The organism is Aquabacterium sp. (assembly GCF_041909175.1).
Classification (GTDB): domain Bacteria; phylum Pseudomonadota; class Gammaproteobacteria; order Burkholderiales; family Burkholderiaceae_C; genus Aquabacterium.
This window is the reverse complement of record NZ_JAYRDZ010000009.1, coordinates 49270-76077: the sequence shown is the minus strand read 5'-3', so window position 1 is coordinate 76077 and position 26808 is coordinate 49270. Positions and strand designations below refer to the sequence as shown.

Below are 26808 nucleotides of genomic sequence, written 5' to 3'. Positions count from 1 at the left end.
CTCATGCCACAGCACGCTGATCTGTTTGGGCAAACAGCCGACGTCGCGCCGCGTCTGACCGAGCCCTTGCCGGCGCAGTTGGATGCGGTCCCCGCAGATTGGCGAGGCATCACGGACGCCTTCCGTGAGAGTCCTGCGGGGCGCAGTCTTGTCGAGCGGGTGGAGGCCCGCAGAGCGGCGGGCGCGACCATCTATCCGCCCCAGGTGTTCGCGGCCTTGCACCACACGCCACGTGAGCGTGTGCGGGTGGTGATCCTGGGGCAGGACCCCTACCATGGCCCGCACCAGGCGCATGGCCTCGCATTCTCGGTGCAAGACGGGGTCAAGGTGCCGCCCAGCCTGCGCAACATGTACAAGGAGCGCGAGCGTGATCTGGGCATGCCGCCATCGCCGTCCGGTTGCCTGACCGCCTGGGCGCGGCAGGGTGTGTTGCTGCTCAACACCGTCCTCACCGTGGAAGACGGGCTCGCTGCCAGTCACGCCGGCTGGGGCTGGGAAGAGCTGACCGATGCCCTGATCAGCGCGGTCGCAGGCGACAAGCACCCCACGGTGTTTCTGCTGTGGGGCGCGCATGCTCAGCGCAAGAAGCCGCTGATCGCCGCCCACGCGGGCGAGCATCTGGTGCTGGAGTCCAACCACCCCTCGCCGCTGTCGGCCACCCGAGGGCCTGTGCCCTTCATCGGTTGCGGTCATTTGGGCCAGTCCATGCGCTGGCTGGCCGAGCGCGGCATGGCGCTCGACTGGCGCAATTGAAACCTTGAGCGGTGCTGGACGCGGTGCGTTTTTGGCGACACACTTCGCCGTGCCCATGGATTTTTTGCAACATCGCGAAGAAAGCTTGTGTTTTTTTTGAGAGCTGTGCTAAAGTCTAGGGCTTGCCTTGGAGGGGTGCCCGAGTGGCTAAAGGGGGCAGACTGTAAATCTGTTGGCTTACGCCTACGCTGGTTCGAATCCAGCCTCCTCCACCAGGCAAACCTATTCGGAATCACTCCCGGGCGGGAGTAGTTCAATGGTAGAACCTTAGCCTTCCAAGCTAATGACGCGGGTTCGATTCCCGTCTCCCGCTCCAGGTAACGGTTCTGTCATGTGTACAGCGTGCTACACTCGCTGTCTTCGCTGAAAGGCGAGTGGTAGGTGTCTGTCGACACCGGTTTGAATTCCTGTGAATTCAAACCAGTGTCGATGCCCATGTGGCTCAGTGGTAGAGCACTCCCTTGGTAAGGGAGAGGTCGGCAGTTCGATCCTGCCCATGGGCACCACCTGCTTTCTTTCTTCATTTCTTTCGGCTCACTTCAGGATCGCTAGGAGCGAGAATCATGTCCAAGGAAAAGTTCGAACGGACCAAGCCGCACGTGAACGTGGGCACCATCGGTCACGTTGACCACGGCAAGACCACTCTGACGGCTGCTATCACGACCGTTCTGTCGAAGAAGTTTGGCGGTCAAGCCAAGGCTTACGACCAGATCGACGCGGCTCCTGAAGAAAAGGCGCGCGGCATCACCATCAACACGGCTCACGTTGAGTACGAAACGGCTAACCGCCACTACGCTCACGTTGACTGCCCGGGCCACGCCGACTATGTGAAGAACATGATCACTGGCGCTGCTCAGATGGACGGCGCTATCCTGGTTTGTTCCGCTGCTGACGGCCCGATGCCTCAGACCCGTGAACACATCCTGCTGTCCCGCCAGGTGGGCGTGCCTTACATCATCGTCTTCCTGAACAAGGCTGACATGGTGGACGACGCCGAGCTGCTGGAACTGGTGGAAATGGAAGTGCGCGAGCTGCTGTCCAAGTACGACTTCCCCGGCGACGACACCCCGATCATCAAGGGTTCGGCTAAGCTGGCGCTGGAAGGCGACACGGGCGAGCTGGGCGAACAAGCCATCATGAAGCTGGCTGACGCACTGGACACCTACATCCCGACGCCTGAGCGCGCTGTGGACGGTGCTTTCCTGATGCCTGTGGAAGACGTGTTCTCGATCTCTGGCCGTGGCACCGTGGTGACCGGTCGTGTGGAGCGCGGCATCATCAAGGTCGGCGAAGAAATCGAAATCGTGGGTATCAAGCCGACCCAGAAGACCACCTGCACGGGCGTGGAAATGTTCCGCAAGCTGCTGGACCAAGGTCAAGCTGGCGACAACGTGGGTATCCTGCTGCGCGGCACGAAGCGTGAAGAAGTCGAGCGTGGTCAAGTGCTGGCCAAGCCCGGTTCGATCACCCCGCACACGAACTTCACCGGCGAAGTGTACGTTCTGAGCAAGGAGGAAGGCGGCCGTCACACTCCGTTCTTCAACAACTACCGTCCTCAGTTCTACTTCCGCACCACCGACGTGACCGGCTCGATCGAGCTGCCGGCCGACAAGGAAATGGTGATGCCTGGTGACAACGTGTCGATCACCGTCAAGCTGATCGCCCCGATCGCCATGGAAGAAGGTCTGCGCTTCGCTATCCGCGAAGGTGGCCGTACCGTTGGCGCCGGCGTGGTTGCCAAGATCATCGCTTAATTGGTTTGTAGCGTAGGGGTATAGCTCAATTGGCAGAGCGTCGGTCTCCAAAACCGAAGGTTGTAGGTTCGATTCCTACTGCCCCTGCCACCTACTGACACAATCCAGTACGCTGTTTCCAAGCAGCCCGCAGGCGAAGGTCGAAAGACCAGGGGCCGGCGGGCTTTGCTGCCTCAAAGTTAGTCTTCATGTCCAATCCGCAAATCGAAACCGTGACGACCGGTGCTGACAAGGCCAAGCTGGCTGTAGCCGGTCTGTTGGTCGTTGGCGGCGTGGCTGCGTTTTATGCACTGGGCCAGCAAAGCCTGTGGCTGCGTGTCGTGGCCCTGCTGGTTCTGCTGGCGGCCGCAGTCGGTGTGTTCTTCACGTCGGGTCAGGGCAGGGAGTTGATTGCTTACGGGCAGGAGTCCATCAAGGAACTCCGCAAGGTCGTGTGGCCCTCGCGCCAGGAAGCCACCCAGATGACGCTGTATGTCTTTGCGTTCGTCGTGGTGATGGCCCTGTTCCTGTGGCTGACCGACAAGACGCTGGAATGGGTGCTTTATGGCCTGATCCTGGGCTGGAAGCACTGATCCCAACACACATACGAGGTTGACCCATGAGCGACGTTCAAACCACTTCGGCCACCGCTGCATCTCCGCTGCGCTGGTACGTTGTGCATGCCTACTCCGGCATGGAAAAAGCCGTCGAGCGCAACCTGCGTGAGCGCATTGACCGTGCCGGCATGCAGGCCAGTTTCGGCCGCATCCTGGTGCCGACCGAAGAAGTGGTCGAAGTCAAGAATGGCAAGAAGTCTGTCACCGAGCGCCGTTTCTTCCCTGGCTATGTGCTGGTTGAAATGGTCATGGACGACGACACCTGGCACTTGGTGAAGAACACCTCCAAGGTCACCGGCTTCGTGGGCGGCGCCAAGAACCGTCCTGTGCCCATCTCGGAAGACGAAGTCATGAAGATCGTCAACCAGATGCAGCAAGGTATCGAAAAGCCCCGCCACAAGGTGGAATGGGAAGTTGGCGAAGTCGTGCGTGTCAAGGAAGGTCCTTTCACCGACTTCAACGGCACCATCGAGGAAGTCAACTACGACAAGTCGAAGCTGCGCGTGTCCGTCACCATCTTCGGTCGTGCAACGCCGGTCGAGTTGGACTTCCATCAGGTCGAAAAGATCTGAGATTGAATTCAGCCCCCGAAGGTTGGGGGCGATCCGGGCTCGACGGGGTCCGTATCCATCACCTTCCGTATCAACCGTGAACGAGAGCGCGGTACGAGGAGCCTGACGGGCAACGCAAGTTGCCTGGTCGGGCGTTTGCACTCAACCACCCTGGCGTGGCCGCCGGAGTGGTATCAGGAGAAACACATGGCCAAGAAAATTGTCGGCTTCATCAAGCTGCAAATTCCGGCTGGCAAGGCAAACCCTTCGCCTCCGGTCGGTCCCGCTCTGGGTCAGCGCGGTCTGAACATCATGGAATTCTGCAAGGCGTTCAACGCCCAGACTCAAGGCGTCGAGCCTGGTCTGAAGCTGCCCGTGGTGATCACCGCCTACGCAGACAAGTCTTTCACCTTCATCATCAAGACCCCGCCTGCGACGGTCCTGCTGAAGAAGGCTGCGAAGATCGAGAAGGGTTCTCCGCGTCCTCAATCTGACAAGGTTGGCAAGCTGACCCGTGCTCAGATCGAAGAAATCGCCAAGACCAAGCAGAAGGACCTGACCGCTGCCGATCTGGACGCCGCTGTGCGTACGATCGCCGGTTCGGCTCGTTCCATGGGCATCATCGTGGAGGGTGTGTGATATGGCTAAGCTGACCAAGCGCCAAAAGGCTCTCGAAGGCAAGGTCGAATCGACCAAGCTGTACGCCATCGAAGAAGCTCTGAGCATCGTCAAGGAATGCGCCAGCGCCAAGTTCGATGAATCCATCGACGTGGCCGTGCAACTGGGCGTGGACGCCAAGAAGTCGGATCAAGTGGTGCGTGGCGCCGTCGTGATGCCTAACGGCACCGGCAAGACCAAGCGCGTCGCTGTGTTCGCCCAAGGTGCCAAGGCTGAAGAAGCCAAGGCTGCCGGTGCCGATCTCGTCGGCATGGAAGACCTGGCCGAGCAGATCAAGGGTGGCAACATCAACTTCGACGTGGTGATCGCCTCCCCTGACACGATGCGTATCGTGGGTACCCTGGGTACCGTGCTGGGCCCCCGTGGCCTGATGCCTAACCCCAAGGTTGGCACCGTGACCCCCGACGTCGCCACCGCTGTCAAGAACGCCAAGGCTGGTCAAGTCCAGTTCCGCGTTGACAAGGCCGGCATCATCCACGGCACCATCGGCCGTCGCTCCTTCGAATCCGCTGCTTTGAAGGGCAACCTGGCTGCTCTGCTGGATGCACTGACCAAGCTGAAGCCTGCTTCCAGCAAGGGCGTGTACCTGAAGAAGGTTGCCGTGTCGTCGACCATGGGTGTGGGCGTCCGTGTGGACGTCAACAGCATCGGCGCCTGATGACTGAACTGAGCTGACATCCACCCCGGTGGTTGTCGGCCGGGTCCCACGCGAGTCTGGCGTGACGATCCGACAAAAATTGGTGGGCTGCCTCGCAAGAGGCAGGTCATCCAAGACCGTAGGCGTGGCCGCTGTCAGCTGTATCGCAGCAGCCGCTTAATAGTTCAGCCTACGCAGATGGCGAACCCGCTGCCAAGGTTTCCGCCGCCCTCGCGGGCGATGGGTTCCGAGACAGATGGTCGCTGCAATCGGGTGTGTCTCGAGGTGCTTGCCCCCTGTGGGGTGGGTGTTGACGGGCACGTTTTAAGGAGTGGACCTTGAGTCTCAATCGCAACGAGAAAGAAGCCGTCATTGCGGAAGTGGCTGCCCAAGCGGGCAAGTCACAAACGCTTGCACTGGCTGAGTACCGCGGTCTCACGGTGGCTCAACTGGATCAGCTGCGCAAGAACGCTCGCGCCCAAGGTGTGTACCTTCACGTTCTGAAGAACACCCTGGCTCGCCGCGCTGTTGCTGGCACCCAGTTTGAAGTCGCTGCAGACAGCTTCACTGGCCCGCTGATCTACGGCTTCTCTGAAGACGCCGTGGCAGCTGCCAAGGTGGTCGCTGACTTTGCCAAGGGCAATGACAAGCTGGTCATCAAGGCTGGTGCATACGCTGGCAAGGCTCTGGACGCCAATGGCGTCAAGGCTTTGGCATCGATCCCCAGCAAGGAAGTTCTGCTGGCCCAAATTTGTGGTCTGTTGCAGTCGCCGATCTCGGGCTTTGCTCGCGTTCTGGCTGCAGTCAGCGAACAAAAGGGTGGTGGCGCTCCTGCAGCCGAAGCTGCCGCAGAAGCTCCTGCCGCTTGATAGGCGCATCTCGCCACAAGCAACCGCATTCAATATCTAACCGATTTTTAGGAACCCAAAATGGCATTCGATAAAGACGCATTCCTGACCGCCCTGGACAGCATGTCCGTGATGGAACTGAACGAGCTGGTCAAGGCTATCGAAGAGAAGTTCGGCGTGTCGGCCGCTGCAATGGCTGCTCCCGCTGCTGGCGGCGCTGCTGCTGGTGGCGCTGCTGCCGCTGAAGAAAAGACCGAGTTCACCGTGGTGCTGGCTGAAGCCGGCGCCAACAAGGTGGGCGTGATCAAGGCCGTGCGTGAAATCACCGGCCTGGGTCTGAAGGAAGCCAAGGACCTGGTCGATGGCGCTCCGAAGCCCATCAAGGAAGGCGCTGCCAAGGCTGACGCCGAAGCCGCCAAGAAGAAGCTGGAAGAAGCCGGCGCCAAGGTCGAACTCAAGTAATTCTGGTTTCTGGCTCTCCTATAGAGAGCCAGTTGCCGGGGTTACCCGACCTGAACAGCTGCCTCCGCAAGGGGGCAGCTTTCGCGCTTTCAGGATGTAAAAATCCTGAGAGCACTCGAAAGACCCACCAAGGTAGTACACTGGTGGGCTTTTCGAGTGTTCTCTGAACCGACTGCGGAGAACCGGTTTGGTCGAGCCGGGGTGCAACGCCCTGGTTGTCTGCCAGCGGTTGGTAGTGGCCAACCACCAAGCCTCAGACGCAAGATCTGATTGGCCAGTCGCCGAACGATAAGAGTCCTGTCTTGGCCGGGCGGGACTTTGTTTCGAACCGGGTAACCCCATGGGTACCCGAAACGGAGAGTTTATGGCGCAAGCAACCCCCTACAGCTACACCGAGCGCAAGCGGATTCGCAAGAGCTTTGGCAAGCGCGGCAGCGTTTTGAACGTGCCCTATCTGCTGACGATGCAGAAGGACTCGTACGTTGCCTTCCTGCAAAAGGACGTGCCCCCGCAGCAACGCAAGCCAGAAGGCCTGCAGGCGGCATTCCTGTCCGCGTTCCCGATTGTGTCCCACAACGGGTTCGTGGAGATGAAGTTCATCGAGTACAACATCGCCAAGCCGACGTTTGACGTCCGCGAGTGTCAGCAACGGGGTTTGACCTTTGCGTCCGCCGTGCGTGCCAAGCTGCAGATGATCATCTACGACCGTGAAACCTCGACCGCACAGTCGAAGGTGGTCAAGGAGATCAAGGAACAGGAAGTCTACATGGGCGAAGTGCCCCTGATGACCGACTACGGTTCCTTCATCATCAACGGTACCGAGCGCGTCATCGTGTCGCAGCTGCACCGTTCGCCTGGCGTGTTCTTCGAGCACGACAAGGGCAAGACCCACTCGTCGGGCAAGCTGCTGTTCAGCGCCCGCATCATCCCTTACCGTGGCTCGTGGCTGGACTTCGAATTCGATCCGAAGGACCTGCTGTACTTCCGCGTGGACCGTCGCCGCAAGATGCCCGTGACGACCCTGCTCAAGGCGATCGGCATGACGCCCGAGCAGATCCTCTCCACCTTCTTCCAGTTCGATCAGTTCAAGCTGATGGATTCGGGCGCTCAGATGGCCTATGTGCCTGAACGTCTGAAGGGTGAAGTGGCTCGCTTCGACATCACCGACAAGTCGGGCAATGTCGTCGTCGAGAAGGACAAGCGCATCACTGCACGCCATACCCGCGCTCTGGAACAATCCGGCACGACTCACGTCACGGTGCCTGAAGACTTCCTGCTGGGTCGCGTGCTGGCCTCCAACCAGATCGATCCCGACACGGGCGAGATCATCGCCAAGGCCAACGAAGAGCTGACCGAAACCCTGCTGAAGAAGCTGCGTTCGGCTGGCATCAAGGACATCGACTGCCTGTTCACCAACGAACTGGATCAAGGCGCCTACATCAGCCAGACCCTGGCCACCGATGAAACCGCCGACGAACTGGCTGCCCGTGTCGCCATCTACCGCATGATGCGTCCTGGCGAGCCGCCGACCGAAGACGCCGTGCAGGCCCTGTTCCAGCGTCTGTTCTACAACGAAGACACGTACGACCTGTCGCGCGTGGGTCGCATGAAGTTCAACGCCCGCGTGAACATCGATGCCCCTACCGGCCCGATGACGCTGTCGAACGACGACATCCTGCGCGTCGTGAAGATCCTCGTCGAGTTGCGCAATGGCCGCGGCGAAGTCGATGACATCGACCACTTGGGTAACCGTCGTGTGCGTTGTGTCGGCGAACTGGCTGAAAACCAATACCGTTCCGGTCTGGCTCGTATCGAGAAGGCTGTGAAGGAACGTCTGGGTCAGGCTGAAACCGAAGCCCTGATGCCGCACGACCTGATCAACTCCAAGCCCATCTCTGCGGCTTTGAAGGAGTTCTTCGGTGCGTCGCAGCTGTCGCAGTTCATGGACCAGACCAACCCCCTGTCGGAAATCACGCACAAGCGTCGTGTCTCCGCACTGGGCCCGGGCGGTCTGACGCGCGAACGCGCTGGCTTCGAAGTCCGCGACGTGCACCCGACCCACTACGGCCGCGTGTGCCCGATCGAAACGCCTGAAGGTCCGAACATCGGTCTGATCAACTCGCTGGCTCTGTACGCCCGCCTGAACGAATACGGCTTCCTGGAAACGCCGTATCGTCGCGTGGTGGACGGCACGACCACGTCCCAGATCGACTACCTGTCGGCCATCGAAGAAGGCAAGTACGTCATTGCGCAGGCCAACGCCAAGCTCGACGCCGAAGGTCGCCTGATCGACGAACTGGTGTCGGCACGTGAAAGCGGCGAATCGGTGCTGACCTCGCCGGAACGCATCCAGTACATGGACGTGGCCCCGACCCAGATCGTGTCGGTGGCGGCCTCCCTGGTGCCTTTCCTTGAGCACGACGATGCGAACCGCGCATTGATGGGCGCCAACATGCAGCGTCAGGCCGTGCCTGTGCTGCGTCCTGAAAAGGCCTTCGTGGGTACGGGCGTCGAGCGCGTGGCCGCCAAGGACTCGGGTACCGTCGTGACCGCCAAGCGCGGTGGCGTGGTGGACTATGTCGACACCAACCGTATCGTGATCCGTGTCAATGACGCGGAAACCGTGGCCGGCGAAGTGGGCGTGGACATCTACAACCTGATCAAGTACCAGCGTTCCAACCAGAACACCAACATCCACCAGCGTCCCATCGTGCAACGTGGCGACAAGGTGGCTGCCGAGGACATCATCGCTGACGGCGGCTCGACCGACATCGGCGAACTGGCCCTGGGTCAGAACATGCTGGTGGCCTTCATGCCCTGGAACGGCTACAACTTCGAAGACTCGATCCTGATCTCCGAACGCGTGGTGGCCGATGACCGCTACACCTCGATCCACATCGAGGAACTGGTGGTGATGGCCCGTGATACCAAGCTGGGTTCCGAAGAAATCACCCGCGACATCCCGAACCTGTCTGAAAACCAGCTGGCTCGTCTGGATGATTCCGGCATCGTCTACATCGGCGCCGAAGTCGGCCCCGGCGACGTGCTGGTCGGCAAGGTGACCCCGAAGGGCGAAACCACGCTGACCCCGGAAGAGAAGCTGCTGCGCGCCATCTTCGGCGAGAAGGCTTCCGATGTGAAGGACACCTCGCTGCGTGTGGACCAGGGCACCTCCGGTACCGTGATCGACGTGCAGGTCTTCACCCGTGAAGGCATCCAGCGTGACAAGCGCGCTCAACAGATCATCGACGATGAACTGAAGCGCTTCCGTCTGGACCTGAACGACCAGCTGCGTATCGTCGAGGCCGATGCCTTCGACCGTATCAAGAAGCTGCTGATCGGCAAGGTTGCCAACGGTGGCCCGAACAAGCTGTCCAAGGGCACGGTGCTGGACGAGGCCTACCTGGCTTCCGTCGAGAAGTTCCACTGGTTCGACATCCGTCCTGCTGACGAAGAGCTGGCCAACCAGCTGGAAAGCATCAAGAACGCGCTGGAGCAAACCCGCCACAGCTTCGACCTGGCCTTCGAAGAGAAGCGCAAGAAGCTGACCCAGGGCGATGAGCTGCCTGCTGGCGTGCTGAAGATGGTCAAGGTTCACCTGGCCGTCAAGCGTCGTCTGCAGCCTGGTGACAAGATGGCCGGCCGTCACGGTAACAAGGGTGTGGTCTCCCGCATTCTGCCTATCGAAGACATGCCGTACATGGCTGACGGTACGCCTTGCGACGTCTGTCTGAACCCGCTGGGTGTGCCTTCGCGGATGAACGTGGGTCAGGTGCTGGAAGTGCACTTGGGCTGGGCTGCCAAGGGTATCGGTCAGCGCATCGGCAACATGCTGCAGCAAGAGGCCGCCGTGGCCGAGCTGCGCAAGTTCATGGACGAGCTCTACAACCAGTCTGGTGGCAAGTCGGAAGACCTGTCGCAGCTGAGCGATGACGAAGTCCTGCAGATGGCTGCGAACCTGTCCAAGGGCGTGCCGTTTGCCACCCCGGTGTTCGACGGTGCCAAGGAAGCGGAAATCCGCGCCATGCTGCAACTGGCCTATCCGGCAGACATTGCCAAGGCCAAGGGCCTGACGCCGACCCGCACGCAGGCTCAGCTGTATGACGGCCGCACGGGCGACGCTTTCGAGCGCGCCACCACCGTGGGCTACATGCACATGCTGAAGCTGCACCACTTGGTTGACGACAAGATGCACGCCCGCTCCACCGGTCCTTACAGCCTGGTCACGCAGCAGCCGCTGGGTGGTAAGGCTCAGTTCGGTGGTCAGCGTTTCGGTGAAATGGAAGTGTGGGCACTGGAAGCCTACGGCGCGTCTTACGTGCTGCAGGAAATGCTCACGGTCAAGTCCGATGACGTCAATGGCCGTACCAAGGTGTACGAGAACATCGTCAAGGGCGAGCATTCCATCGACGCCGGCATGCCCGAGTCGTTCAACGTGCTGGTCAAGGAAATTCGTTCGCTCGGTATCGACATCGAGCTCGAGCGCAACTAATCGAGGAATAGGAGAGCCCCATGAAAGGTTTGCTGGACCTGTTCAAGCAATTCACTCCTGATGAGCATTTCGATGCCATCAAGATTGGTCTGGCCTCTCCCGAAAAGATCCGTTCGTGGTCTTTCGGTGAGGTCAAGAAGCCTGAAACCATCAACTACCGTACGTTCAAGCCTGAGCGTGACGGCCTGTTCTGCGCCAAGATCTTTGGCCCGATCAAGGACTACGAGTGCCTGTGCGGCAAGTACAAGCGCCTGAAGCACCGCGGTGTCATCTGTGAGAAGTGCGGCGTCGAAGTGACCCAGACCAAGGTCCGTCGTGACCGCATGGGCCACATCGAACTGGCTGCGCCTTGTGCCCACATCTGGTTCCTGAAGTCGCTGCCGTCGCGCCTGGGCCTGGTGCTCGACATGACGCTGCGCGACATCGAGCGCGTGCTGTACTTCGAGGCATATGTGGTGATCGACCCCGGCATGACCCCGCTGAAGAAGTTCAGCATCATGTCGGAAGACGACTACGACGCGAAGCGTCTGGAGTACGGTGACGAATTCGAAGCCCTGATGGGTGCTGAAGGCGTCAAGAAGCTGCTGGCCGAAATGGACCTCGACCTCGAAATCGAGAAGATCCGCAACGACGCCACCGGCTCCGAGCTGAAGATCAAGAAGAACTCCAAGCGCCTGAAGGTGCTGGAAGCCTTCAAGAAGTCCGGCATCAAGCCCGAGTGGATGGTGATGGACGTGCTGCCCGTGCTGCCGCCGGACCTGCGTCCGCTGGTGCCGCTGGATGGTGGCCGCTTCGCGACTTCCGACCTGAACGATCTGTATCGTCGCGTCATCAACCGGAACAACCGTCTGGCTCGTCTGCTGGAGTTGAAGGCCCCTGAAATCATCGTGCGCAACGAAAAGCGCATGTTGCAGGAAGCCGTGGACTCGCTGCTGGACAACGGCCGTCGTGGCAAGGCCATGACCGGTGCGAACAAGCGTGCCCTGAAGTCGCTGGCCGACATGATCAAGGGTAAGAGCGGTCGTTTCCGTCAGAACTTGCTGGGTAAGCGCGTCGACTACTCCGGTCGTTCCGTGATCACCGTGGGCCCGACCCTGAAGCTGCACCAGTGCGGTCTGCCCAAGCTGATGGCCCTGGAGTTGTTCAAGCCCTTCATCTTCGCTCGTCTCGAAGCGATGGGCATCGCCACGACCATCAAGGCTGCCAAGAAGGAAGTCGAAGCGGGTACCCCCGTGGTGTGGGACATCCTGGAAGAGGTCATCAAGGAACACCCCGTGATGCTGAACCGTGCGCCTACGCTGCACCGTTTGGGCATCCAGGCGTTCGAGCCCGTGCTGATCGAAGGCAAGGCCATTCAGCTGCACCCGCTGGTTTGCGCGGCCTTCAACGCCGACTTCGACGGTGACCAGATGGCCGTTCACGTGCCGCTGTCCATCGAAGCACAGATGGAAGCCCGCACCCTGATGCTGGCCTCCAACAACGTGCTGTTCCCGGCCAACGGCGAACCCTCCATCGTGCCGTCTCAAGACGTGGTGCTGGGTCTGTACTACGCCACCCGCGAGCGCATCAACGGCAAGGGCGAAGGCATGGTCTTCTCCGACCTGCTGGAGCTGCAACGCGCGCTGGACGCTGGTGTGGTGGAAATCACCGCCCGTATCAATGTTCGGATGACCGAGTGGTCGAAGAACAAGGAAACCGGCGAGTTCGAGCCCGAGACCAAGCTGGTGTCAACCACCGTGGGGCGTGCGCTGCTGTCCGAGATCCTGCCCAAGGGCCTGCCCTTCAGCAACATCAACAAGGCGCTGAAGAAGAAGGAAATCTCGCGTCTGATCAACACCTCGTTCCGCAAGTGCGGTCTGAAGGAAACCGTGGTGCTGGCTGACAAGCTGCTGCAAAACGGCTTCCGTCTGGCCACGCGCGCCGGTATCTCGATCGCCATCGACGACATGCTGGTGCCGGCCGAGAAGGTGAACCTGATCGACCGCGCCGAAAAGGAAGTCAAGGAAATCGAACAGCAGTACGTCTCCGGTCTGGTGACCGCTGGCGAACGCTACAACAAGGTGGTGGACATCTGGGGCAAGACCGGCGACGAAGTCGGCAAGGTCATGATGTCCCAGCTGGCCAAGCAGAAGGTCCTCGACCGCAACGGCAAGGAAGTCGATCAGGAATCGTTCAACTCGATTTACATGATGGCTGACTCGGGCGCCCGGGGTTCTGCCGCGCAGATCCGTCAGCTGGCCGGTATGCGGGGTCTGATGGCCAAGCCTGACGGCTCCATCATCGAGACACCGATTACCGCGAACTTCCGTGAAGGTCTGAACGTTCTGCAGTACTTCATCTCCACCCACGGTGCCCGTAAGGGTCTGGCGGATACGGCGTTGAAGACCGCGAACTCCGGTTACCTGACCCGTCGTCTGGTCGACGTGACGCAGGATCTGGTCGTGACCGAAGACGATTGCGGTACCGATCAAGGTATCCCGACCCGCGCACTGGTCGAAGGCGGTGAAGTGATCGAATCGCTGCGCGACCGCGTGCTGGGCCGCGTGGCCGCCACCGACGTGCTGCACCCCGAGAACCAGCAACTGGTCCTGCCGGCCGGTCGCATGCTCGACGAAGACGCACTGGATCTGCTGGAAGCAGCCGGTGTCGACGAAGTCAAGGTGCGTACGCCGCTGACCTGCGGTACCCGCTACGGTCTGTGCGCCAAGTGCTATGGCCGTGACCTGGGTCGCGGTGGTCTGGTGAACACCGGCGAAGCTGTGGGCGTGATCGCCGCGCAGTCGATCGGTGAACCCGGTACCCAGCTGACCATGCGTACCTTCCACATTGGTGGTGCTGCTTCGCGTGCCGCCATCGCTTCGAGCGTGGAAGCCAAGTCGGACGGCATCATCGGCTTCAATGCCACGATGCGTTACGTGACCAACGGCAAGGGCGAACTGGTGGTGATTTCGCGTTCTGGCGAAATCGTCATCTCCGACCAGCACGGCCGCGAGCGTGAGCGTCACAAGGTGCCGTACGGCGCGATCCTGACCATCAAGGCTGACCAGACCATCAAGGCTGGTACCGTGCTGGCCAACTGGGATCCGCTGACCCGTCCGATCATCACCGAATTCGCCGGTGTGGCCAAGTTCGAGAACGTCGAAGAAGGCGTGACCGTGGCCAAGCAGGTGGACGAAGTGACCGGTCTGTCGACCCTGGTCGTGATCGATCCGAAGCGCCGTGGTGCTGCCAAGGTCGTGCGTCCGCAAGTGAAGCTGCTCGATGCGAATGGCAACGAGGTGAAGATCCCTGGCACCGACCACTCGGTGACCATCGGCTTCCAGGTTGGCGCGCTGATCCAGATTCGCGATGGTCAGGAACTGCACCCCGGTGAAGTGCTGGCTCGTATTCCTATCGAAGGTCAGAAGACCCGCGACATCACCGGCGGTCTGCCTCGTGTGGCCGAACTGTTCGAAGCCCGCTCGCCCAAGGACAAGGGTGCACTGGCCGAGATCACCGGTACCGTGTCCTTCGGTAAGGAAACGAAGGGTAAGGTTCGCCTGCAGATCACCAGCCCTGAAGGTCAGGTCTGGGAAGAGCTGGTGCCCAAGGAAAAGAACATCCTGGTGCACGAAGGCCAGGTGGTCAACAAGGGCGAACTGATCGTCGACGGTCCGGCCGATCCTCAAGACATCCTGCGTCTGCTGGGTATCGAAGAGCTGGCTCGCTACATCGTGGACGAAGTGCAGGACGTGTACCGTCTGCAAGGTGTGAAGATCAACGACAAGCACATCGAGGTGATCGTTCGCCAGATGCTGCGTCGTGTGCAGATCACCAATGCCGGCGACTCGACCTACATCCCTGGCGAACAGGTCGAACGTTCCGAGCTGCTCGACACGAACGACCGCCTGCGTTCCGAAGGCAAGACCGTGGCCACCTACAGCGACGTGCTGCTGGGTATCACGAAGGCCTCGCTGTCGACCGACTCGTTCATCTCGGCTGCGTCCTTCCAGGAAACGACCCGCGTGCTCACCGAGGCTGCCATCATGGGCAAGCGCGACGAGCTGCGTGGCTTGAAGGAAAACGTCATCGTGGGTCGTCTGATCCCCGCTGGTACCGGTCTGGCCTATCACCAGGCTCGCCGTGCCAAGGAGGAAATGGACGACACCGAACGCCGCGCCATCGCCATGCAGGAAGCCCAGGAGCGTGCCGCTCTCGAGCTGGCAGCACTGGACGACAGCGAAGCGGATGCCGCACCGGCTGAACAAGGTGGCCCCGCTGCTGAATAAGGCAGCTGCCATCGGCTGACGACCCGTCGTTCAGCACGAAGCGCCAGAGTCGAAAGGCCCTGGCGCTTTTTTCTTGTAGAAGTGAGAAGCCTTTGCTGCCCCGCGAGTGCCCATGATGCGCATCGAGACCATCCGCCAGCGCCTGCGCGAGCAGGGCGCCAAACCCGTGCACGAACAGCGCGTGCTGCGCCATTGGGTGCAGGCCATTCCCATGGAGGTCGGGCGTCGCCGTGCGGAAGATTTCCTGCCGCTGGCCGTCCGCGATGATCTGCCTGCCCTGATGCAGGAGCTGGCCGGGCTGGCACGCCTGCACTCCGAGCATCCGGGTGAAGACGGCTCTGCCCGCCTCTTGCTGGCTCTGTCCGATGGTCAGATGGTGGAGAGCGTGCTGCTGCCGCGAGATGGCCTGTGTGTGTCGACTCAGGTCGGGTGTGCGGTCGGTTGCGTGTTCTGCATGACCGGCAAGGAAGGGTTGATCCGGCAGGTGGGCAGTGCCGAGATCGTGGCGCAGGTCGCACTGGCTCGCACCCGCCGGCCGGTGAAGAAGGTCGTGTTCATGGGCATGGGTGAGCCCTCCCATAATCTGGACAACGTCCTGGAAGCCATCGATCTGCTCGGTACGGTCGGCAACATCGGCCACAAGAACCTGGTGTTCTCCACAGTGGGAGATCCTCGGGTATTTGAGCGTCTGCCGCAGGGGCGGGTCAAGCCGGCGCTGGCGGTGTCCCTGCACACCACAAAGCCTGACCTGCGCGCCGAGTTGCTGCCGCGCGCGCCCCGCATGGACCCGGTCGAGCTGGTCGATTTGGCGGAGCACTACGCGCGCGCCACCGGCTACCCGATCCAATACCAGTGGACTTTGATCGAAGGGGTCAACGACGGTCCCGATGAGCTGGAGGGCATCGTGCGTTTGCTCAAGGGCAAGTACGCGCTGATGAACATGATTCCCTATAACGCGGTCGAGGCCTTGCCCTACGCCCGCCCGTCCTGGGAGAAGGCCGCCGAGATTGCGCGCATCCTGCACCGGCAGGGCATCCTCACCAAGCTGCGGCACTCCGCGGGCCAGGATGTCGACGGCGGCTGCGGCCAGCTGCGCGCACGTGCCGAGGCCCCTGTGCGCGTGCACCGCCGAGCGCCATAGCAAGCCACCCGGGCGTCGCGTCAGTTCACCTCGGCGAGCCGGCGGGCGATGGCCTGCAGCAAGGTCCAGCAGTCAGCCACCGACGGGACGTGCACGGCTTCGCCTGGTGCATGCGCGCCTCGGATCGTCGGTCCGAAGGACACGATGTCCATGTCCGGGTAGCGTGCCTGGATGAGGCCGCATTCGAGCCCCGCATGGATGACCTGCACCTTGGACGATTTGCCTGTCTGCTGCTGGTAGACCTCCTGGCACACGGCCAGCAGGGGCGAGGCCGGGTTGGGTGCCCACCCAGGGTAATGGCCTTCGATGCGCACCTGGCTGCTGCTCAGTGACCAGAGTGCCTCGATCTCATCGCCCAGGGCTTGGGCGGCGCTGTCGACCAGCGAGCGCACCATGAAGTTGACCTCTCCACCTTCTGGTCGGATGTCCAGCATGCCCAGGTTGTTCGAGGTTTCGACCACGCCGGCCACTTTCTGGCTCATGCGGTGCACACCGTGCGGGGCCGCGAGCAAGCTGCGCGACCAGATGCGCTGTTCGCTGGGCGGCAGCAAGGCGCTCGCCGCATCGGTGGGGACGCAGCGCAGCTGCAACTGGGGCTCGACGTCGCCTAGCTCCGCGCACAACGTGGTCTGCCACTGGTCGATGCCGGCCAGCAGGGCGCATTGCTGTTCGGCCGGCAATGCCACCGTGGCAAAGGCCTCCCGCGGCAGGGCATTGCGGGCGCTGCCGCCCCGCAGGTGGGCCCAGCGCAGACCGGTGTCCCGTTCGAGTTGATACAGCACCCGCACCAGCAATTTGATCGCGTTGCCGCGCTCTTCATGGATGTTGACGCCGGAGTGGCCTCCGCGCAGTCCGGTCAGCCGGATCTGTTGCGTGACCCAGCCTGCCGGCACGGCATCCGCTGCCGCATGCCGGCTGGCGTACACATCCAGCCCACCGGCGCAGCCAAGGTAGAACTCGCCCCACTCCTCGGTGTCGAGGTTGAGCATGATCTTGCCCGTGAGCCAGCCTGGCTGCAGGCCATGGGCGCCGCCCATGCCGGCTTCTTCGTCCACGGTGAGCAGCACTTCCAGGGGGCCGTGCGATGTCTCGGCGTCTTCCAGCAAGGCCAGGCACAAGGCCACGCCGATGCCGTTGTCTGCGCCCAGGGTGGTGCCTGGCGCACGCAGCCAATCGCCTTCCAGCGTGGTTTGAATGGGGTCTTGCAGAAAGTCGTGCTGGACACCTTCATTGCTCTGGCAGACCATGTCCAGGTGGCCTTGCAGCACCAGGGTGGCCGCGTGCTCACCACCGTGCTGGCCGGGTTTGCGAATCAGCAGATTGCCGATGCCATCGACCTCGGTCGACAAGCCGCGAGACATCGCCCATTGCTGCAGGTGTTCGCGCAGCGCGGCTTCATGCCTGGATGGCCGGGGAATCCGGCACAGCGTGTCGAAATGACGCCAGACGATGGCGGGGTTCAGTTCTGTCATGGTTGAAGGCCCTCCTCCGAGGGGGGGCTGAAATCGGGGGCGGGCCAGGCCAGCAACTCGGCAAGCCGGGTGACGATCCAGATGGCTTCTGCATCGGATACCCCGGAGTCTGGTGTCTGCAGGCCGCTGAGGCAGCGGTGCAGCACGTCCTGCTCGTCCACGCCAATGTCGACGTGGATGTGGCGGCAATGGTCCGTGAGGTGGTTGGCCAGGTCCTCGCAGACATCGTAGCGGGCGCGCAGGTGGGCGACGCTGGTGGTCAGCCTGTGGCGGCGATCGGTGTAGAGCGCCATGAAGGAGGGCGGAATCTCGATCTGGTATTCGTCGGACATGGTGTGGTTGTACTGCATTTGGTCGGCCGCCCCAAGCAGCGACAATGTCGGCATGTCTCAAGAGGCTGGCTTCACCCTGCATTTTCGTCCCCGACTGACACTCCAGACGCTCAACCGGGGTGATGGCCTGCTGGGCATGCGGGGCGAAGGGGCCTTCGGCCCGCGTGGTGGCGAGGTATCGGTCGCACGGGTGGACTGGACCTATGTGGGTGACCATGGCCTGTTCTGGTCGGTGGTGGCGCCGCAGTCGATTCTGAGCGCGCGAGCCCCGGCTCCCATCGTCTTGCAGGATGCCCAGGGCGCGAGTCACCCCTTGCCGCGGGATTGGGAGGCCGAGGCAGAGGCCCTGTCCCAACTCAGAGACACAGGATTGCAACCCCTGCCGGCAGATCTGCTGCAATGGCGCAGTCCGATGCTGGCGGCAGACCTGCTGGGCGATCAGCCCGTGCTGTGGAGTCTCACGCAGGAAGACGCCTTTGCAGACCTGTGGGCCGAGCAGGTGCCGGTGTTGCAGCGACTGGGCTGGCATGTGGCCGTGCGCCGCGGCTTTGCGCACCAGAGTGTGCCGGTCACGGCGTGGCACATCGAGGCCCATCCTGCGCAGGTCTCTCCATCTGATGGCGACGACGTCTCACGTGCGATCGCCGACTGGCTGCCTTTGCCTGTGGCAGCAGTGCAGCCATTGGGCGCCCCGCGCCGACAAGGCTCCTGGTTGTTGACCCTGGGTGTCGAGGTGGACGGCCAGCGGCTCGACCTCGCGCCGATGATCGCCGACTTGCTCAAACGAGATCGCCGGTGGCTCGATGCCTGGGCCATCCGCGAGATCGACGACGAGGCCCTGATCCGCCTGCGCGCGCCGGGTGGCAAGCGCATTGATGCGCCAGCGGCCCCATTGAAAGCCATCGTCGGGACGATGATCGACCTGTTGTCCGACCCCAGGCGTGCGCCGGACGAGGCCATCGAACTGCACGGCTGGGATACGCTGCGTATCGAGGCCTTGCGTGATCGCCTTCGATCAACCCAAGCCGAGCGTGCCGGGGTGGCGGGTGCCTGGCAACTTCGGGGTGACACCGGTCTGAGCGACCTGGTCAGCCGACTGCGCGCGTCCCCTGCGCTGGACGCCATGCCTCAGCCAGCAGGTCTGCAGGTCACGCTGCGCCCATATCAGCTCCAGGGCCTGGCCTGGCTGCAGTACCTGCGTGCACACCAGCTCGGCGGGATTCTGGCCGACGACATGGGGCTGGGCAAAACTGCACAGGCCCTGGCGCACCTGCTGGTCGAGCAACAGGCGGGCCGCCTGGACCGGCCCGCGCTGATCGTCATGCCGACCTCGCTGGTCTTCAACTGGGTGGCCGAATGTCGTCGCATGGCACCTTCGTTGCGGTTGCTGGTGCTGCAGGGCCCGGCACGTCACCGCCGCTTTGCCGAGATGCCTCAGGCTGACGTGGTGCTCACCACCTATCCCCTGTTGTGGCGCGACATCGATGCGCTGGCCGCACATCCCTTCCACATGCTGATCCTCGATGAGGCGCAGATGGTCAAGAACGCCACCAGCCGGGGTGCGACCGCCGTGCGGCGTCTGCAAGCCCGCTATCGGCTTTGCCTGACTGGTACGCCGCTTGAAAACCACCTGGGCGAGTTGTGGGCCCAATTCGATTTCCTGATGCCCGGGTTTCTGGGCGACTGGCGCGCTTTTCAGCGCACCTGGCGCGAGCCGATCGAAAAGCGTGGTGAAACGGTGCGCGCCGCCTGCCTGGCGCAGCGTGTACGCCCCTTCATCCTGCGTCGGCGCAAGGCCGATGTGGCAACCGAGCTGCCACCCAAGACCGAAGCCATCCAGCTGCTGGGTCTGGAAGGGCGGCAAAAAGCCTTGTACGAAAGCGTGCGAGTGGCCGCAGACAAGCAGGTGCGCCGTGTGTTGCAGACCACGGGACTGCGAGGCGGCATGATCACCGTGCTCGACGCCTTGCTGCGCCTGCGTCAGGTCTGCTGCGACCCCTGGCTGGTCAAGGATGTGGCGCTGCATCCCCAAATTGAACGCGCCAAGCTCGCATGGTTGCGGGAGAACCTGCCAGCACTGGTGGCCGACGGGCGCCGCATCCTGATCTTTTCACAATTCACCGAAATGCTCAAGCTGGTCGGTGAAGACATGGCGCAATGGCCCTTGCCCTTTTTGCAACTGACGGGCGATACGCCACCGGCAGGACGTGCCGATGTGGTCGAACGGTTTCAATCTGCCGAGCAGGAGGCAGTCTTGTTGATCAGCCTGAAGGCGGGCGGTGTGGGCCTCAACCTCACGGCGGCCGATACCGTCATCCATCTGGACCCATGGTGGAACCCGGCGATCGCCCTGCAGGCTACTGACCGCGCGCACCGGCTGGGCCAAAGCCAGCCCGTGACCGTGTACCAACTGGTGGTCGAGGGCAGCATCGAGCAGCGCATCCTGGCTTTGCAGGAGCGCAAGCAGGGCTTGGCGGAGGGCATCCTGGGCGTGGACGCCGATGGCGCTGCGCTGGCCAAGTTCTCGGAGGAGGACCTGGCTGGCTTGCTCGCGCCCCTGGCATGAGTGCTCGGGGCGCGGGAGACGGGCGTCAGTCTTCGCGGCGACGACGGACCGCCACACCCAGCCCGGCCAGGCCCAGGGCCATCATGGCCATCGCGGGCGATTCCGGCACGGCGGAGACCGTCAGGCCAGCCAGGCGAAAGCTGGAGAAAGAACCCGTAGCCTGGATCTTCAGGACCGTCCCCGAGGGGGATGTCGAGCCACTCCAGGTGAAGGTCGGAGTGGTGCCGCCCGTCGTGGCCGTCGTCAGGTTTTGATACAGGCCATTGGCCCAGGTCAGCTTGGCGGCGTCACCCAACAGGCTGCCATCCCATGCAGAAAAGGACAGGCTGCTGAGCTGAATCGCCTGACTGAAGGTCAGGATGAGCACATCGCCAGGGTTGTTGAAGGCGCTGCTGCCCACATCACTGGCATCCAGCCCGCCGGTGTAGACCCCCAGGCCATCCCAGCGGTTGGCCACTTGTGCGCTGGAGCCGCCCGAAGAGGCGGCCGTCACGGTCAGCGTCAGGCCACCGGATGAGAAGCTCAGTGCGCTGCTGTTGCTGCTGACCAGCGGCCCGCCGTTTTCGTAGAAATCGAAAGTGGCAGCCTGTGCCTGAGGTGCGACGGCAGCAGCGGCCAACACGGCGGGAGCCAGCATTTTTTTGGACAAGGACACAGGGGCCTCCTGAATCTGTGGTGCGCCAGGCCCATCGGCTTGGCGCAATCGATTGATGTGATTGCTTTAACGCCAATCATGGTGGCGAGGGCGGGGGCATGAAATAGTGCCAAACCCTAGAAGCACACGAATTGACCCCCCTTGTCCGCGGGGGCCTTGGCCTTCGTGGACCATTGCGGTGCTGCAAAACCAGGCAGCGCTTGCGTTTTCACCGGCGCCGACCCTACAATGGAAGGCTTTTCGGCTTTCGCTTTCGAGATGGGCTCGGGCGAGGGCCGTTTTGTGCTTGGCTTCAAGACTTCTGTGCTCTCGTTCAAGGGCGCTGCAAGTGCTTGATTTTCAAGTGTTTTTTATCAACGGGAACCAAAAGATGCCTACGATCAACCAGCTCGTGCGCCATGGCCGTCAGGTCGAGGTCACGAAATCCAAGTCGCCTGCGATGCAGAACTGCCCGCAGCGCCGTGGTGTGTGCACCCGCGTGTACACCACGACCCCCAAGAAGCCGAACTCCGCTCTGCGTAAGGTTGCCAAGGTGCGCCTGACCAACGGTTTCGAAGTGATTTCCTACATCGGTGGTGAAGGCCACAACCTGCAAGAACACAGCGTCGTGCTGGTTCGCGGCGGTCGTGTGAAGGACTTGCCAGGTGTGCGTTACCACATCGTGCGTGGCTCCCTTGACCTGCAAGGCGTCAAGGACCGCAAGCAATCTCGTTCGAAGTACGGCGCGAAGCGCCCGAAGAAGGCCTAATCCCCTTCTGGAACAAATCAGTCGGTCCTCTTCATCAGCGCGTCACCAAATGGGTGAAAGCTGTCATAGAGAAGGCCGAGGTGGCGGTAGACATCCGGATGTCCGGCAACTACCGAGTAAGTGGAGTCCGTATTTGACTGATCGGCTCCGCGATGTGGGTGAAAGCCTGCATCAACTGAAGCATTGAAAGGAATCGAAATGCCTCGTCGTCGCGAAGTACCCAAGCGTGAAATCCTGCCCGATCCGAAGTTCGGTTCGGTTGACCTGTCCAAGTTCATGAACGTGATCATGGAATCCGGCAAGAAGGCTGTTGCCGAGCGCATCATCTATGGCGCTCTGGAACAAGTCGAAAAGAAGGCCGGCAAGGACCCGCTGGAAGTCTTCAACTCCGCTCTGAACAACGTCAAGCCCGTGGTGGAAGTGAAATCCCGCCGCGTGGGTGGCGCGAACTACCAGGTTCCCGTTGAAGTTCGCCCCGCTCGTCGTATGGCCCTGGCCATGCGCTGGCTGAAGGAATCGTCGCGCAAGCGTTCCGAGAAGTCGATGGCCCAGCGTCTGGCCAACGAAATCCTGGAAGCCGCTGAAGGTCGCGGCGGTGCGATGAAGAAGCGCGATGAAGTGCACCGTATGGCTGAAGCCAACAAGGCCTTCTCGCACTTCCGCTTCTAAGCATCCGGTTCATCAACCACCAACGGCAGCTTCGGCTGCCATCTGGCGCAGGGGGTGTTGCAGCCCCCGGCGCCCTGTCAAATCTGGAGTGACCTTATGGCACGCAAGACCCCGATCGAGCGCTACCGCAATATCGGTATCTCGGCCCACATTGACGCCGGCAAGACCACCACGACCGAGCGTATCCTGTACTACACCGGTGTGAACCACAAGATCGGTGAAGTGCACGAAGGTGCTGCCACCATGGACTGGATGGAGCAGGAACAAGAGCGCGGCATCACGATCACGTCGGCTGCCACGACCTGCTTCTGGAAGGGCATGGACATGTCCTACCCCGAGCACCGCTTCAACATCATCGACACCCCGGGGCACGTGGACTTCACCATTGAAGTCGAACGTTCCATGCGCGTGCTGGACGGTGCCTGCATGGTGTACTGTGCCGTGGGCGGCGTGCAGCCTCAGTCTGAAACCGTGTGGCGTCAGGCTAACAAGTACAAGGTGCCTCGTCTGGCCTTCGTGAACAAGATGGACCGTACCGGTGCCAACTTCTTCAAGGTCTACGACCAGATGAAGACCCGCCTGAAGGCCAACCCTGTGCCCGTGGTGATCCCCATTGGTGCCGAAGACAACTTCAAGGGCGTCGTTGACCTCCTGAAGATGAAGGCCATCATTTGGGACGAAGCCTCGCAAGGCATGAAGTTCACCTTCGAAGACATCCCCGCCGAGCTGGTGGAAGATGCCAAGAAGTGGCGCGAGAACATGATCGAGGCCGCTGCTGAAGCTTCTGAAGAGCTGATGAACAAGTACCTTGAAGAAGGTGAACTGACTGAGGACGAAATCAAGTTGGCGCTGCGTACCCGCACCATCAACGTTGAAATTCAACCGATGCTGTGCGGCACCGCCTTCAAGAACAAGGGCGTGCAACGCATGCTCGACGCCGTCATCGACTACCTGCCTTCGCCCGTGGACATCCCTCCCGTGTCTGGCACCGATGAAGACGATCAGCCTGCTACCCGCAAGGCTGACGACTCCGAGAAGTTCGCCGCGCTGGCATTCAAGCTGATGACCGACCCGTACGTCGGCCAGCTGACTTTCGTGCGCGTGTACTCCGGCGTGCTGAACTCGGGCGACTCTGTCTACAACCCGATCAAGGGCAAGAAAGAGCGTATCGGCCGTATCCTGCAGATGCACGCTAACGAGCGTGAAGAAATCAAGGAAATTCTGGCCGGCGACATCGCTGCTTGCGTGGGCTTGAAGGACGTGACCACCGGCGAAACGCTGTGTGATCCCGATGCCATCATCACCCTGGAAAAGATGGTCTTCCCTGAGCCCGTGATCGCACAGGCCGTGGAACCCAAGACCAAGGCTGACCAGGAAAAGATGGGTATCGCCCTGAACCGCCTGGCTGCAGAAGATCCGTCCTTCCGCGTGAAGACCGATGAAGAATCCGGTCAGACCATCATTGCCGGTATGGGTGAGCTCCACCTGGAAATCATCGTTGACCGCATGAAGCGTGAATTCGGTGTGGAAGCCAACGTGGGCAAGCCTCAAGTGGCTTACCGCGAAACCATCCGCAAGAAGGTCACCGACGTCGACGGCAAGTTCGTGCGTCAGTCCGGTGGTAAGGGTCAATACGGTCACGTTGTGCTGACCGTGGAGCCCCTGGAACCCGGTGGCAAGGGCTTCGAGTTCTGCGACGAAATCAAGGGTGGTGTGGTTCCTCGCGAATACATCCCCGCGGTGGAAAAGGGCATCATCGACACGCTGCCGAACGGCGTGCTGGCTGGCTACCCTGTGGTGGACGTCCGCGTGCGTCTGACCTTCGGTTCCTACCACGATGTGGACTCGAACGAAAACGCCTTCAAGATGGCCGCTTCGATGGGCTTCAAGGACGCATGCCGCAAGGCTGATCCTGTGATCCTCGAGCCCATGATGGCCGTGGAAGTCGAAACGCCTGAAGACTACGCTGGTACCGTGATGGGCGATCTGTCCTCGCGTCGCGGCATGGTTCAAGGCATGGACGACATGGTCGGCGGTGGCAAGGTCATCAAGGCCGAAGTGCCGTTGTCGGAAATGTTCGGCTACTCGACCAGCCTGCGTTCCGCTACCCAAGGTCGCGCCACCTACACGATGGAATTCAAGCAATACGCTGAAGCACCTCGTAACGTGGCCGAGGCCATCATCACCGCTCGCGGCAAGTAATTGCTGAACCGGTGAAGCCCCGGTGTAAGATCCGGGGCTTTCCTCCTTCTGTCGGTCTTTGGCGCCCCTTTGGGGTTGGCATGCTGCCCGTGGCATGTCTCTGCCGGAAACCTTAAACCTGCACGGGCCACTGTTCTTTGTTTGGAGAAACAAATGTCCAAGGAAAAGTTCGAACGGACCAAGCCGCACGTGAACGTGGGCACCATCGGTCACGTTGACCACGGCAAGACCACTCTGACGGCTGCTATCACGACCGTTCTGTCGAAGAAGTTTGGCGGTCAAGCCAAGGCTTACGACCAGATCGACGCGGCTCCTGAAGAAAAGGCGCGCGGCATCACCATCAACACGGCTCACGTTGAGTACGAAACGGCTAACCGCCACTACGCTCACGTTGACTGCCCGGGCCACGCCGACTATGTGAAGAACATGATCACTGGCGCTGCTCAGATGGACGGCGCTATCCTGGTTTGTTCCGCTGCTGACGGCCCGATGCCTCAGACCCGTGAACACATCCTGCTGTCCCGCCAGGTGGGCGTGCCTTACATCATCGTCTTCCTGAACAAGGCTGACATGGTGGACGACGCCGAGCTGCTGGAACTGGTGGAAATGGAAGTGCGCGAGCTGCTGTCCAAGTACGACTTCCCCGGCGACGACACCCCGATCATCAAGGGTTCGGCTAAGCTGGCGCTGGAAGGCGACACGGGCGAGCTGGGCGAACAAGCCATCATGAAGCTGGCTGACGCACTGGACACCTACATCCCGACGCCTGAGCGCGCTGTGGACGGTGCTTTCCTGATGCCTGTGGAAGACGTGTTCTCGATCTCTGGCCGTGGCACCGTGGTGACCGGTCGTGTGGAGCGCGGCATCATCAAGGTCGGCGAAGAAATCGAAATCGTGGGTATCAAGCCGACCCAGAAGACCACCTGCACGGGCGTGGAAATGTTCCGCAAGCTGCTGGACCAAGGTCAAGCTGGCGACAACGTGGGTATCCTGCTGCGCGGCACGAAGCGTGAAGAAGTCGAGCGTGGTCAAGTGCTGGCCAAGCCCGGTTCGATCACCCCGCACACGAACTTCACCGGCGAAGTGTACGTTCTGAGCAAGGAGGAAGGCGGCCGTCACACTCCGTTCTTCAACAACTACCGTCCTCAGTTCTACTTCCGCACCACCGACGTGACCGGCTCGATCGAGCTGCCGGCCGACAAGGAAATGGTGATGCCTGGTGACAACGTGTCGATCACCGTCAAGCTGATCGCCCCGATCGCCATGGAAGAAGGTCTGCGCTTCGCTATCCGCGAAGGTGGCCGTACCGTTGGCGCCGGCGTGGTTGCCAAGATCATCGCTTAATTGGCATGACACTGCCTGTCGCGGCTTCGGCCCGGCAGGCGTCATCGTTCTTTAGTAAAAGGAAGTGTGTCATGGCACAACAGAAGATCCGCATCCGCCTGAAGGCCTTCGATTACAAGCTGATCGACCAGTCGTCCGCTGAAATCGTTGATACCGCCAAGCGTACCGGCGCCATCGTCAAGGGCCCCGTGCCTCTGCCGACCCGCCTGCAACGTTTCGACATCCTGCGTTCGCCGCACGTCAACAAGACGTCGCGTGACCAGTTCGAAATCCGCACGCACCAACGTCTGATGGACATCGTCGACCCGACCGACAAGACGGTTGACGCCCTGATGAAGCTGGACCTGCCCGCAGGTGTGGACGTCGAAATCAAGCTGCAATGATGGCGCGGCGCCTTGCAAGAGGTGCCTGTCATCACGAAAGCCGCCTTCGGGCGGTTTTTTATTGGCCGCTTGCGTATGCGTCCGCTATTTGATATGATCGCGAGCTTTCCCGTCGTGGGTGGTTTCGTCGTTGCCTAAAATTTAAGCAAATTGCTGGATTGATGGTGGTGGTGAGAGCATCTGGGGTGGAAATTCGTAGGTGAGTTCAGGTCTGTACGACTGAGCAAGCCGCCCAGTCAGCCCGGCCAATCGATGTC

Annotated in this window: 20 protein-coding genes and 4 tRNA genes; 21 read left to right on the top strand and 3 right to left on the bottom strand. The window is 61.3% G+C overall.

The features are described 5' to 3' along the window. Positions 1 to 3: 3 nt before the first annotated feature. The 15 genes from ACE3PH_RS13465 (at position 4) to ACE3PH_RS13395 (ending at position 16180) form a co-directional block, all read left to right on the top strand. Complete coding sequence (locus ACE3PH_RS13465; protein WP_374319848.1) at positions 4 to 753, top strand: uracil-DNA glycosylase; 750 nt, start codon at positions 4 to 6, stop codon at positions 751 to 753. A gap of 129 nt (positions 754 to 882) precedes the next feature. Next, positions 883 to 968, top strand: a tRNA-Tyr gene (locus ACE3PH_RS13460). A 27-nt stretch (positions 969 to 995) separates the two neighbouring features. Continuing rightward, positions 996 to 1069 (top strand) — tRNA-Gly (locus tag ACE3PH_RS13455). Between the two features lie 115 nt (positions 1070 to 1184). Further along, positions 1185 to 1259, top strand: a tRNA-Thr gene (locus tag ACE3PH_RS13450). Between the two features lie 57 nt (positions 1260 to 1316). Then, positions 1317 to 2507 (top strand): elongation factor Tu, encoded by a 1191-nt coding sequence (gene tuf / locus ACE3PH_RS13445; protein WP_374319811.1) that lies wholly within the window; start codon positions 1317 to 1319, stop codon positions 2505 to 2507. A 14-nt stretch (positions 2508 to 2521) separates the two neighbouring features. Beyond that, positions 2522 to 2597, top strand: a tRNA-Trp gene (locus ACE3PH_RS13440). 98 nt (positions 2598 to 2695) lie between these two features. After that, positions 2696 to 3079: a preprotein translocase subunit SecE gene (secE, locus tag ACE3PH_RS13435; RefSeq protein ID WP_374319846.1), complete on the top strand. Its 384-nt coding sequence runs from the start codon at positions 2696 to 2698 to the stop codon at positions 3077 to 3079. 26 nt (positions 3080 to 3105) lie between these two features. Next, the gene (gene nusG / locus ACE3PH_RS13430; RefSeq protein WP_374319844.1) at positions 3106 to 3675 is read left to right on the top strand and encodes a transcription termination/antitermination protein NusG; all 570 of its coding nucleotides are present in this window, start codon (positions 3106 to 3108) and stop codon (positions 3673 to 3675) included. Positions 3676 to 3861: 186 nt separating this feature from the next. Beyond that, complete coding sequence (gene rplK, locus ACE3PH_RS13425) at positions 3862 to 4293, top strand: 50S ribosomal protein L11 (RefSeq protein WP_374319841.1); 432 nt, start codon at positions 3862 to 3864, stop codon at positions 4291 to 4293. Between the two features lies 1 nt (position 4294). Then, positions 4295 to 4990 carry a 50S ribosomal protein L1 gene (rplA, locus tag ACE3PH_RS13420; RefSeq protein ID WP_374319838.1) on the top strand — a complete coding sequence of 232 codons (696 nt, stop codon included), beginning with the start codon at positions 4295 to 4297 and terminating at the stop codon, positions 4988 to 4990. Between the two features lie 317 nt (positions 4991 to 5307). Then, positions 5308 to 5838, top strand: coding sequence for a 50S ribosomal protein L10 (gene rplJ, locus ACE3PH_RS13415; protein ID WP_374319835.1), 531 nt, complete (start codon positions 5308 to 5310; stop codon positions 5836 to 5838). Positions 5839 to 5898: 60 nt separating this feature from the next. Then, the gene (rplL, locus tag ACE3PH_RS13410; protein ID WP_374319833.1) at positions 5899 to 6279 is read left to right on the top strand and encodes a 50S ribosomal protein L7/L12; all 381 of its coding nucleotides are present in this window, start codon (positions 5899 to 5901) and stop codon (positions 6277 to 6279) included. Between the two features lie 364 nt (positions 6280 to 6643). After that, positions 6644 to 10771 (top strand): DNA-directed RNA polymerase subunit beta, encoded by a 4128-nt coding sequence (rpoB, locus tag ACE3PH_RS13405; protein ID WP_374319830.1) that lies wholly within the window; start codon positions 6644 to 6646, stop codon positions 10769 to 10771. A gap of 20 nt (positions 10772 to 10791) precedes the next feature. Next, positions 10792 to 15039, top strand: a complete 4248-nt coding sequence (rpoC, locus tag ACE3PH_RS13400) for a DNA-directed RNA polymerase subunit beta' (protein ID WP_374319827.1) — start codon at positions 10792 to 10794, stop codon at positions 15037 to 15039. A 115-nt stretch (positions 15040 to 15154) separates the two neighbouring features. Then, positions 15155 to 16180, top strand: a complete 1026-nt coding sequence (locus tag ACE3PH_RS13395) for an RNA methyltransferase (RefSeq protein WP_374320035.1) — start codon at positions 15155 to 15157, stop codon at positions 16178 to 16180. A gap of 20 nt (positions 16181 to 16200) precedes the next feature. Here ACE3PH_RS13395 and ACE3PH_RS13390 read toward each other — a convergent pair whose 3' ends face one another. Both ACE3PH_RS13390 and ACE3PH_RS13385 read right to left on the bottom strand, forming a co-directional pair. After that, positions 16201 to 17652, bottom strand: a complete 1452-nt coding sequence (locus ACE3PH_RS13390; RefSeq protein WP_374319825.1) for an aminoacyl-histidine dipeptidase — start codon at positions 17650 to 17652, stop codon at positions 16201 to 16203. Beyond that, positions 17649 to 18038, bottom strand: a complete 390-nt coding sequence (locus ACE3PH_RS13385; RefSeq protein WP_374319823.1) for a hypothetical protein — start codon at positions 18036 to 18038, stop codon at positions 17649 to 17651. Before ACE3PH_RS13385 ends, ACE3PH_RS13390 begins: the two co-directional genes overlap by 4 nt. Between ACE3PH_RS13385 and ACE3PH_RS13380 the strand changes: the two genes are divergently transcribed. Further along, a complete protein-coding gene (locus ACE3PH_RS13380) occupies positions 18037 to 20550 on the top strand; it encodes a DEAD/DEAH box helicase (protein WP_374319821.1) in 2514 nt (837 codons plus the stop codon). The two genes, ACE3PH_RS13385 and ACE3PH_RS13380, sit on opposite strands and share 2 nt — an antisense overlap. A 25-nt stretch (positions 20551 to 20575) precedes the next feature. Here ACE3PH_RS13380 and ACE3PH_RS13375 read toward each other — a convergent pair whose 3' ends face one another. After that, entirely contained in the window at positions 20576 to 21205 is a 630-nt protein-coding gene (locus tag ACE3PH_RS13375) for an MYXO-CTERM sorting domain-containing protein (RefSeq protein ID WP_374319818.1), read from the bottom strand. A gap of 370 nt (positions 21206 to 21575) precedes the next feature. Between ACE3PH_RS13375 and rpsL the strand changes: the two genes are divergently transcribed. The 5 genes from rpsL (at position 21576) to rpsJ (ending at position 26551) form a co-directional block, all read left to right on the top strand. Next, on the top strand, positions 21576 to 21953 hold the full coding sequence (gene rpsL, locus ACE3PH_RS13370; RefSeq protein ID WP_058088974.1) for a 30S ribosomal protein S12: 378 nt from the start codon (positions 21576 to 21578) through the stop codon (positions 21951 to 21953). A 198-nt stretch (positions 21954 to 22151) separates the two neighbouring features. Beyond that, entirely contained in the window at positions 22152 to 22622 is a 471-nt protein-coding gene (gene rpsG, locus ACE3PH_RS13365; RefSeq protein WP_374319816.1) for a 30S ribosomal protein S7, read from the top strand. A gap of 96 nt (positions 22623 to 22718) precedes the next feature. Then, complete coding sequence (fusA, locus tag ACE3PH_RS13360) at positions 22719 to 24824, top strand: elongation factor G (protein ID WP_374319814.1); 2106 nt, start codon at positions 22719 to 22721, stop codon at positions 24822 to 24824. Between the two features lie 153 nt (positions 24825 to 24977). Continuing rightward, complete coding sequence (tuf, locus tag ACE3PH_RS13355; RefSeq protein ID WP_374319811.1) at positions 24978 to 26168, top strand: elongation factor Tu; 1191 nt, start codon at positions 24978 to 24980, stop codon at positions 26166 to 26168. Positions 26169 to 26239: 71 nt separating this feature from the next. After that, positions 26240 to 26551, top strand: coding sequence for a 30S ribosomal protein S10 (gene rpsJ, locus ACE3PH_RS13350; protein WP_374319808.1), 312 nt, complete (start codon positions 26240 to 26242; stop codon positions 26549 to 26551). The last annotated feature ends 257 nt before the right edge of the window (positions 26552 to 26808 follow it).

Coding starts and splice junctions, on each gene's coding strand:
- ACE3PH_RS13395 (WP_374320035.1), top strand. CDS start 15,155: ATGCGCATCGAGACCATCCGCCAGCGCCTGCGCGAGCAGGGCGCCAAA.
- rpoB (WP_374319830.1), top strand. CDS start 6,644: ATGGCGCAAGCAACCCCCTACAGCTACACCGAGCGCAAGCGGATTCGC.
- tuf (WP_374319811.1), top strand. CDS start 1,317: ATGTCCAAGGAAAAGTTCGAACGGACCAAGCCGCACGTGAACGTGGGC.
- rpsL (WP_058088974.1), top strand. CDS start 21,576: ATGCCTACGATCAACCAGCTCGTGCGCCATGGCCGTCAGGTCGAGGTC.
- rpsG (WP_374319816.1), top strand. CDS start 22,152: ATGCCTCGTCGTCGCGAAGTACCCAAGCGTGAAATCCTGCCCGATCCG.
- ACE3PH_RS13380 (WP_374319821.1), top strand. CDS start 18,037: ATGTCTCAAGAGGCTGGCTTCACCCTGCATTTTCGTCCCCGACTGACA.
- rplL (WP_374319833.1), top strand. CDS start 5,899: ATGGCATTCGATAAAGACGCATTCCTGACCGCCCTGGACAGCATGTCC.
- rpoC (WP_374319827.1), top strand. CDS start 10,792: ATGAAAGGTTTGCTGGACCTGTTCAAGCAATTCACTCCTGATGAGCAT.
- ACE3PH_RS13390 (WP_374319825.1), bottom strand. CDS start 17,652: ATGACAGAACTGAACCCCGCCATCGTCTGGCGTCATTTCGACACGCTG.
- fusA (WP_374319814.1), top strand. CDS start 22,719: ATGGCACGCAAGACCCCGATCGAGCGCTACCGCAATATCGGTATCTCG.
- rplA (WP_374319838.1), top strand. CDS start 4,295: ATGGCTAAGCTGACCAAGCGCCAAAAGGCTCTCGAAGGCAAGGTCGAA.
- rpsJ (WP_374319808.1), top strand. CDS start 26,240: ATGGCACAACAGAAGATCCGCATCCGCCTGAAGGCCTTCGATTACAAG.
- nusG (WP_374319844.1), top strand. CDS start 3,106: ATGAGCGACGTTCAAACCACTTCGGCCACCGCTGCATCTCCGCTGCGC.
- tuf (WP_374319811.1), top strand. CDS start 24,978: ATGTCCAAGGAAAAGTTCGAACGGACCAAGCCGCACGTGAACGTGGGC.
- rplK (WP_374319841.1), top strand. CDS start 3,862: ATGGCCAAGAAAATTGTCGGCTTCATCAAGCTGCAAATTCCGGCTGGC.
- secE (WP_374319846.1), top strand. CDS start 2,696: ATGTCCAATCCGCAAATCGAAACCGTGACGACCGGTGCTGACAAGGCC.
- ACE3PH_RS13465 (WP_374319848.1), top strand. CDS start 4: ATGCCACAGCACGCTGATCTGTTTGGGCAAACAGCCGACGTCGCGCCG.
- ACE3PH_RS13385 (WP_374319823.1), bottom strand. CDS start 18,038: ATGCCGACATTGTCGCTGCTTGGGGCGGCCGACCAAATGCAGTACAAC.